General features: G+C 51.1%; 10 protein-coding genes. All 10 read right to left on the bottom strand.

The genetic code is table 11. The features are described from left to right. Window positions 1-108: 108 nt before the first annotated feature. Window positions 109-681, bottom strand: a complete 573-nt coding sequence (locus ABHU32_RS09665; protein ID WP_346979781.1) for a DUF3825 domain-containing protein — start codon at window positions 679-681, stop codon at window positions 109-111. A gap of 45 nt (window positions 682-726) precedes the next feature. Continuing rightward, window positions 727-1242, bottom strand: a complete 516-nt coding sequence (locus ABHU32_RS09660; RefSeq protein WP_346979780.1) for a type II toxin-antitoxin system death-on-curing family toxin — start codon at window positions 1240-1242, stop codon at window positions 727-729. A 287-nt stretch (window positions 1243-1529) separates the two neighbouring features. Next, entirely contained in the window at window positions 1530-1808 is a 279-nt protein-coding gene (locus ABHU32_RS10110; protein ID WP_082421950.1) for a DUF4160 domain-containing protein, read from the bottom strand. Further along, a complete protein-coding gene (locus tag ABHU32_RS09655; RefSeq protein WP_117762964.1) occupies window positions 1808-2074 on the bottom strand; it encodes a hypothetical protein in 267 nt (88 codons plus the stop codon). The genes ABHU32_RS10110 and ABHU32_RS09655 overlap by 1 nt, the downstream gene beginning before the upstream one ends. A gap of 243 nt (window positions 2075-2317) precedes the next feature. Beyond that, window positions 2318-3136, bottom strand: coding sequence for an AbiU2 domain-containing protein (locus ABHU32_RS09650; RefSeq protein ID WP_161116204.1), 819 nt, complete (start codon window positions 3134-3136; stop codon window positions 2318-2320). Between the two features lie 94 nt (window positions 3137-3230). Beyond that, on the bottom strand, window positions 3231-4325 hold the full coding sequence (locus ABHU32_RS09645) for a hypothetical protein (protein ID WP_346979779.1): 1095 nt from the start codon (window positions 4323-4325) through the stop codon (window positions 3231-3233). A gap of 237 nt (window positions 4326-4562) precedes the next feature. Beyond that, window positions 4563-5606 carry a hypothetical protein gene (locus ABHU32_RS09640; protein WP_346979778.1) on the bottom strand — a complete coding sequence of 348 codons (1044 nt, stop codon included), beginning with the start codon at window positions 5604-5606 and terminating at the stop codon, window positions 4563-4565. Between the two features lie 9 nt (window positions 5607-5615). Continuing rightward, the gene (locus ABHU32_RS09635) at window positions 5616-6350 is read right to left on the bottom strand and encodes a hypothetical protein (RefSeq protein WP_346979777.1); all 735 of its coding nucleotides are present in this window, start codon (window positions 6348-6350) and stop codon (window positions 5616-5618) included. Between the two features lie 202 nt (window positions 6351-6552). After that, window positions 6553-8178, bottom strand: coding sequence for a UvrD-helicase domain-containing protein (locus ABHU32_RS09630; RefSeq protein WP_346979776.1), 1626 nt, complete (start codon window positions 8176-8178; stop codon window positions 6553-6555). After that, on the bottom strand, window positions 8171-8803 hold a 633-nt coding region (locus tag ABHU32_RS09625; RefSeq protein ID WP_346979775.1), incomplete at its 5' end, for a toprim domain-containing protein. The genes ABHU32_RS09630 and ABHU32_RS09625, both read right to left, overlap by 8 nt.

The raw sequence follows: 8803 nt of genomic DNA, 5'->3' as shown, positions 1-8803 counted from the left end.
CGGCGAGTCCTACCGCGTCCGCCATGCCCTCATGCAGGAGGGCTAGCCGCTCAAAAAGCGTGCGCGCTTCCGATGCTCAGGCTGCTCAATTTCCGATGCTCTTTTTGCTCAAATCCTCTTGACGAAACACACTCCCTCAAAGGCACGGCGCAGCAGCAGCGAGTTGCCCTCCCCCATCAGGCTGGCGGGAATGCGCGTAAGGTTTTCCTCGTCGCCCAGAATGTGGTCGATGTTGGAGCGGATGGGAAGGCGGTAGTCAAAGACAAGCTCGGAGGGGTCCTCGGCAAAGCGCACGCGGCACGGCAGGTACTCAAACGAGACCAGCATAGGGTCGCTTTCCTTAAAGAAGCCTTTCAAAAACCAGCGCTGGCGCGCGTCGGGCTTGGTGTTGGGCTCAAACAGGCCGTAGATGGTCTCGTAGCGGCGCGTGTACAGGCCGGTGTTGAACAGGCATCGGTCGTCGTCGAACACCAGCGGCAGGTTGGACGGCGCGGTCTGGTCCACGTCGCGCTCGGTCAGGAACACCGCGCGGCTAAACGAAAACGACAAGTAGTTTTTAAGGATGCGGTTGCTGGGACCCCAGTCCTCGGGATCGGCGAGGTCGACCAGGCGGTCATAACAGGGCTCGGGGCAAAACGCGAAGTCGTATACATTGCTGCACAGGGTGTTGGGGATCTCCATGTGGCGTCCAATCCATTTCATAGCTGGCAAGCGGATGCTTTGATTCTATACGTGCGAAGCGTCGTCGGAGATCACGATGCAATGGCACCTCAGCTCGTTGGCTAGATCGTCGAGCGTGCGGCGTCTAGCAACGAGGTCCTGGATCCAGGCGTAGTACTGGTTGTCTTTGGGTTCGGGGCTGTCGGACAGCACGACCGGAGTGCCGGCGAACCTTAGGACGGACAACGCAAAGACAAGGCTGGTTCGCTTGTTGCCGTCCTCGAAGATGTGGTCCTTGACCATGTGCTCGGCGACGTAGGCGACCTGGTCAAAGATGTCCGTGAAACGATCGGCTGGCGATTGGCCGAATATCGTGCAGAACGCGCCCGCAAGCACGGACTCGACGCGCCCAAGTTCGCGCGCGGCTCTTTCGTCCGTAGCGTCGGTCGTATAGCAGCGTCCGATTGTTAGCAGCGTACTGTGAAGGCGCATGACGGCGCCGGCCATGGCCTCGAGCGACCCAGCGTCATCGAGCACTAGCGGCGCAACAGGAATCGCCCGCCCGTCGACATCGGCAATCATGAGTTTTCCAAAAGCCTGAGCGCGTTGGGCATGGACGCTATGGTTGACTCAACTGCATGGTCAATTGACATAATGCCGTCAAGTGAAATAGGCGAAGCGGAATCTGCCTCGTGCGCAATTGAAGGATCTTCCTGGCCAGCACAATCAGCATCGTCATCAACTTGAACGTAGTTCCAAGGCATGTCCGCCTCCTTTAAATAGATACGCCTCGCGGACGTCGTGGCGAGGTAACACGCGAGAGCCGACAGCGGATATGTCAACAAGCGTAATCATGGTTCAATTGCGGTTTAGCAATAGAATGTCAGGGAATCATCACCAAAGGTTTCGCGCCACTTGTCACAAATGTATCGATGGTTCATGGTGATTAGTTTTGAAAGATCCCTGAGATCCTTAGCCGGAATCTTGCTCTCGTTGTTCGCAAGCGTGCATCCGCCATTTTTAGTGAGCCAAAACTTAGTCGAGTTAGCAGCCGCCCTCTTTACCCCTACATGGATGTGAACGGGTTCTCCGTTTTCCGCGATCCAAAAGAACAGAACATACTGTCCAAAAACAAGAATTCGAGGCATTATGCCACCGCCGGTCCAGCTTTTTGCCGTTCTGCAAGCTCGAAGATAAATGGGGCGTTTGATCTAACGAACTCGGTCAAAAAATCCAGATCGTCAGTAGAAAATCCTTCGACGTTAAACCATTTGACCGCAGGTAGAAAGCATTCTGCATGGTCAAAACCAAAATCAACCGGGCGCTCGACGGCTACGCGAACGGTCCCGTCGTCTCGTGTTTCTGAGTAGGCAAACTGAGTGCCGTCATCTAGCTGAACATAGCTCCAAAGCATTGCTGCCTCCTTAGTGTTTATATCCAAGTATAAACAGCCGCTTAGATGCAACGTGATGCGAATTGAATTATTCCCATAAGACCTGAACTACTGATTATCTGTATTACTGAGATTTGAACCACCTCACACTTCAGTGTCTTTTTGGCATGGAAAACCGTCATTGTGCGATGGTCGGACTTTATGTCAAGGATCGTATTCAGATTCAAGCGCTCGCATGCTTAACTACTTGCAGGCGCTTGAATCCTATAGATTACCCAAATGCTGCTCAACAGCCTCCATGCCAACCTCCGCATATTTTAGGAGGCCTTGTATATCGTTGTAGTTCTTGGGCAATCGATCTTTTTCAATACCAGTAATTTTGGCGAATAATTCGATTGTTAGATCGAGTGCGAAGTCGATTAGTTTTTGAATTTCGCTGAAAGTTAAAGGAAGTCGCCTAACAAGCTCATCATAATTCAGTGCTTCTATGTCGCTATGGGCGAATACTTTATTTCGCTGATCGCGAAGCATGTCAGTTAGTTTACTGAGACCGTTGAGTCGTTTTTTCCACAAATTGGAAAGGTCATGAGTGGTTATACACACGGTAACCATTTCGTAATGATCTCCGAACAGTTTTTCATATGAGCGTTGAGACTCAACTTCTTTGGGGTAAAAACGCTCCTCGTCCTCTGCCAATGGGTGAACGATTGGATTAAGCCTGTCAAAGTTTGGTCGATCACTGAATATAGAGATTGCAAGTGCGTCGATTTCAGCAGAATGAGACGAGACTTCTTCTATCAAGTTCCCAATACTGATGTCGCTTTTGGCATCAAATAACCGCGCGCAATTCATGAAACAGGATTCGGTTAATGCAAGTTGTGTAAAGCTGAAGAAGCAGCCAGCGCAAATTACTTCATTCTCATAGCCAGAAGATGCTTTAGACAGTTCGCGAAGGATTGCTAGTTCCGTGTTGGCATAAAATGCCTCGTTGTACAGATAGCTGCAACGCTCGAACAGCTCAAGAAGGTCGGCGTTTAATTCTTTCTTGGCAGCGTCAACTGTATGATCCGATTCGTGGTTCATGTTAGATAAATCCTGAACAATTGTCGTTATAAACTATTCTACTAATGCGTCGTTACGAATATGGTCCTCTACATTGCTTATCGAAATGGGTGCTTCAGCAGCGACATGCGGCAGCTAGAAGCACTGTACCAAGCAGGAAAAGCGTCACGGAAGCGGTGATCCAGTTGCTGTCGCCGGTCTTGGGGAGCGTGGCGGTTGTCGTGGTAGCGGTCTTGGGCTTAGTGGTCTTGGCGACCGTGGTCTTGGTTACTGTCGTTGATGTCTTGGTTGTTGTGGCCGCGGGTTTCAGCGCCGGATTTGCCGTGGGCCCTGTGGTGAGCTCTCCGGCAGCGGGGTTAGCATCGGCAGGAGACTTGCTCGAGCTATCGCCAGGCACGTTGTCTCCATCGGTCTCCCCCGCCGGAGGCGTGGCGACATCGGGCTCAATCACCACATGCGGTGCTACCGCACCGGAGGCATCCACCACGCCACTAGCACCAAAGGTTCCGCCAGCAGGCGCCACAAAGCGCGCAGACACAAGTGACCCGCCCGTGCACGCAACGCCGCCGTCGGCACCGGCCGCATCAAGCCACGAGGCATCGACGGAAAGCCGACAGCTGGCCGCGCCATTGCCAAGGCCTAAGTCCTGCAGATACACGCCGTAGGCGCGCACGTCCGCTCCGGACCCGGCGCCCGCGGCAACGACGCGCCCGCCGCCGCGCACGGCCATGTCGCCGGCAATCACGCCGGCGACCGCCTCGTTTGTAATATCGGCCCCGTCTGCCCGCGCATCGACGGTGCAGCCGTCAACCACGAGCGCCTGCGACACGTGGATCCCGCACTGCGAGCCCGTCGCCGTCAGGGTCCCGGTGCCGCGAAGCGTCAGGTTGCCCCACACCTCCATGCCGCACAGCGTGATGTCCGCATCGGGCGCATGCGACTCCGTCACGGAGTTCTGCCCGGCAAGCGTCAGCACCAGGTCGCCCTCGGCGCCGATGGCCTCGCCCGCGTAGCCATTAAGCTCCAGGTGGTCGGCATCGGTCCAGACCCAGCCGGGGCCCGACACGCCCGGCTCGTAGTACGTCGCGCCCGCGATGATGAGGCTCTCCGCGCCAGCGGCATAAGAAGGCCCGCCCAGCAAAACGCATAGGCAGGCCATGGCAACAATCGGAATGTAATGACGGCTGGTGTGGGACTTGGCAGCAAACATACCTGCTCCGATCTGCGCAGGAGCCAATAGAATATGTACCAGTAAATGCCCTGGTAGCAGCAGCTATTAGTTTAGCGAGATCAAGCCGTAAACAAAGAAAATGTCCCTGAGCAGCGCCAATAATTAGGTGTAAATCGTTTTGCCAGTCGGCGAATGGAAGGTCGGATGATATCGAATGGGGTCCTTTAGATCCAAAATTGGGATTCATGGCATTGTCGATTTTGACAGCACGCGATTCTACTCTGGTAGCCGCATTTGATCTGACGATTCGGCAGCTTCAACTATTGTTAACCAATCTGCTACTTTTGGAGGACGAATGGTCCATAAGGCATCTCGGCCCTTCAACACCTCTTCATTTGGTGGAACCATTACGCGTACGGCTTTGTTTCCATATTGATCATCTGGACTTAAAACTAGCTTCCGCTCAGAATCATTCGTTTGGTCTGTTGAGCATTCGAAAGAACCGACAACTAAAGTAGTCTGTGCAAAACCGCAGAATACCCCTCTATCTCCAAGCCTAACAGTTAACGGCTTTATCCAGAGGGCTAAAGAGGGACATTCAAGGTTTTGAACTTTATCCCCATCCAGATTAAACCAATGCGATTCCCAGCTATATACAACCGATTCACCATCGAGTAGTCTTGCCGCGTCTCTAAGATTTGCAATTTCCCCTTTAGTAGTTTTATAAACGTCTGGAAATGGCATTTCACTGTCCGCAGCCCTGTTAACGGTTTCTAGCGCAACCGCCAGACCGTATATTTTATTGATTAAATCAATCAGATTATCCCTAATGGCGAGATTGAAAGAGAGGGCGCTCGTGCCATTGATTCGGAGATCCACCTTTTTATCAGTGGTTTCACTTAAAAATCGATAGGTTCTTGCAACGTCTCGAGAACGCTTATTGGCTAAATTGCTAAATGAAAACTCGTAGTTAAGGGTGCCGCCGGGCTGACTTGCATCCCATTTAAAGTTCAACCTGAAGGTTTCTGTATCATCGTGGGCAGAAAAGAATACTCCTTTAGTTCCATGGGTGGTTTTGTCAACTATTAACTGTAGCTCGCCGCATCCCTCCCAGAATAACGATGCCGACCTTATGCAATTTGATGAATTCAGGTCAAAGCTCTTAATGATCCCCCCTCGAAATCCTTCATAGGAACGACCAACAGGTAATTGGCAATCTTGGTAAATTACTTCCGCCGGCAACGAAGTGAAGGGCATGCCATATTCGATATAATTCTGGACCTGCTCTTTTTCTTCATCAGTCCCTGCAATAATTTTCACTGAAAACGTTTATGGATGCAGCATTGAAGCTATTGGCGTCTTTTCAATTACGTCGATTGCGATTCGGCCTGCCCCGGGGGTTACTAGAATTTGGGACATAACAACACCAGGAGCACGCGTGCAGAAATCATCTCGTTTGTCGTATTCTGAGAGCACGTGAACTGAATATGCATAGTATGGATCGAGTTTATCTAGATTGGAACAAAGATCGCGCAGCCTATTCTCGAGAATGACTGGATCGCTGCAGTCTGGAAGATTGGCCATGGAGAGCAGTTTCGCAGCATACTCAGAGACCTCTTCTTTTCCATTAGAAAAGTAGTAATCAATTACTTCTGGATATTTGGACGCCCAGCCATCAACTCTTGAAAGGCCATCCCAGATGAATTTTGTACCGGAAGGTTCAACCAGTTCCTTAGCCCATCTTAGATTCTCGTTTGTGGGATCTAATGGCATCACAAGATGCCAACTATTTATTATTACATGCAAAACGGCTGTAGTTGCCGATAATTCCTGCCACGAATTCTCAATCTGAGCCTTCTGACTGTTTTTTAGGTTTTCAGCAAATTTTTTAATTTGATATATATCGACCGTTTCAGCATCAAGGTAAACGATAAGGTCAATTCCTCCATCGCCCCTAGAAGGTCGAATTTTAATGGCGTTACGCTCTTCAAGAGAAATAAACGTCGCAAGAACAGACTCGACATCCTCACCTGAATATCGAGTCCAAGGGATACGTCCAGTCATGGCTGCACCTCAGCAGAAATTATTTATTTACGCTGAAATTCATTATAGTTACTCTAGCTTAATGAACTGTATCCCTTTCCTTGTAATGGCTTTCCTCTCATTGGGCGGTAACCGATCTTTTAAACGAATGTGGCATTAGCCCTTTAGATGGACCGCTCAATCAGCCAGGTCGATATTAAACCCATATGTGTCAGACTCGACGCTAGGCATCATCTTCTGCATTTCCGGTGCCCCAGCGCACTTCACGTCGAAGGTTCATTAGCCCAGGCTTTTGTAGGAACTCCGAAGGAATTGCCTCCATTGTTTTCCCCTTCGCATTATGGCGCCAGTCGGCAAGCGGAATATAGCAAACTTTTCGTGCTCGCGTAAGCCCGACATAATGCATATTCAGCGATTGTTGATATGCGTCATAGTCTTGTTTCTCGTAATTATAAGGAGGCATGAGGAACTTATAGCAATCAAGACAGAACACAACGTCGAACTCAAGTCCCTTCGCCTTATGGTATGTAAGCAGGTTCACCTCATCTTCGCGGGCAGGCCGAAAACCACCCCTAAGCTCATCGACATCAGAAAGGACCTCTCCGAGATCAAATCGCGCTTCCGGGTCGACATCGTTCTCAAGACACAGCTCTTCTAGGCTGCAAAAGGAATCATATAGCTCGATCCATGAATCATCTGGGGCATTCTTTAGAGCCCGCAGAAGGTCGTTAGCTGTAAACCTTGCGCGGGGCATTTGCTCTGCAGGAATATACCTGTCGAGAAAATCACCCACATAACCACTTGAGTACAGAAACGCCAGCAATTCCCTGAAAAATATGCGAGACCGGCTGAAGCCAACGTCCAGCTTCGTGGAAATAACAATCTTAGAAGGTATGCCGAGAAGTCCTGCGTACCGCTCGAGCATCATGTTGGATGTAGACAACAATGCGAACTCGTTGCGGCGCTCAACTTTGTATTGTTCGGTAATCACATCTAGATGCTCACAAATGGTGTCGGCTATGTTTCTTTCGTCGCCCGATACCTTAACCAGCACAACTCTCTTGTCTTGACAGGCGCGAGAAGGCGCTTGCGTACCTAGAAGCCTCAGTGAGTAATCAACGATGCTCCGATGACACCTGTGGTTTTCGGTAATCTCGAAAGTCTTGAAGTGTGGATCCGCAATCAGCTCATTTAGGAAGACTGAAGACCGGCCGTCATATGCGAAGATAGCTTGATCCATATCCCCGAAGGCCACGCCTCGAATTCCGATGTTGACGAGTTCTCTGAACAGCATGTGCTGGGCAAGTCCACAGTCCTGATATTCGTCGATGAACACCGCCTTATAGCGGGCATGCAGGAAACTCCTCACGGCGGGGACGTGTTTCACCATGCAATAAGCGACCTCGCTCAAAGCCGAGACCGGAAGCACTCCCAAGGAAAGTGCTTCGCGGATAAGATCCCAGCGGTCCTCGTTGGGGCTTACCCAATGGTCTTTGATCCTCGACGCGGGAAGCGACTGGTCATCATCGACTACATCAATTTCGACCATTCGACCAACGACATGGGGGACGAACTGCTGGATAATCATAGCAAGGCAAAAAGCATCGATCGTTCCGAAAAACGAATTGCCAGCACGTACCCCTAACCCAGAGCACCTGTCCCTAAGCTCAGTACTAGCCTTCCTGGTGTATGAAATGGCCACAACGCCCTGATAACTCAAAAGACGCTCAGATGCTTTGACTATCATCCTTGCCATCGTAAACGTTTTGCCGCTGCCCGGTCGTGCCGAAATGACGGCGGACTCTTCACAGGCGATAACCTTGGCCTGCTCCTCACTAGGCTTAATCATCGCCGTGACCCAGAGAAGCCAGCAGTTGGAGTCTCCTCAACGGCTTGCAGAAGGTGCTTTCCGCAAGACATTCCAGCTCGCGTGGATGCTTAGAGATGAACGCATAGATGCCCTCTGCCTTTCGCACGGTCATCGCGGCGCAAAGCTCTTCTTGGTTATCCACTTCATAATGCTCTTCCAAAACTCCGCGGAGACCGCTTGCAATGAGATCGTACTCGAGGTCGCGATCTGAAAGATATATGCCCTCAAACTCAAGGGCATTGCGCAGCTCATTCACCGCGGATGCAACTTCAACAGGGACAGCCGGTCCGCCATCCCATGTCAATGAATTCTTGATTCTCAGCCATAGCGCCTCAACGCAGGAACGTCCGAGCGATTCGACGATCCCGTATGCGCGAGCAACTCCGGCAAGCCTATATCGTTCCTTATTTGGGACCTTGAATACATCGTTATCAGTGCGTAATACCCAGGGAATCCCAAGCGCCTCGCAGCAAAGCACGTAAGGCATGAAACCGATGCCATCTACAGAGAGAACCGACAGGTTTTCTCTCATATGACCCAATCCGCTGTCAAGAGCCACAATGGCCCCGCCGACCGCTTGCAATCGGTCGGCGGGGCCTGCCGT

It is taken from the genome of Collinsella aerofaciens (assembly GCF_039758965.1).
GTDB lineage: Bacteria > Actinomycetota > Coriobacteriia > Coriobacteriales > Coriobacteriaceae > Collinsella > Collinsella aerofaciens_BR.
This window is presented reverse-complemented; position numbering and strand designations above follow the sequence as displayed.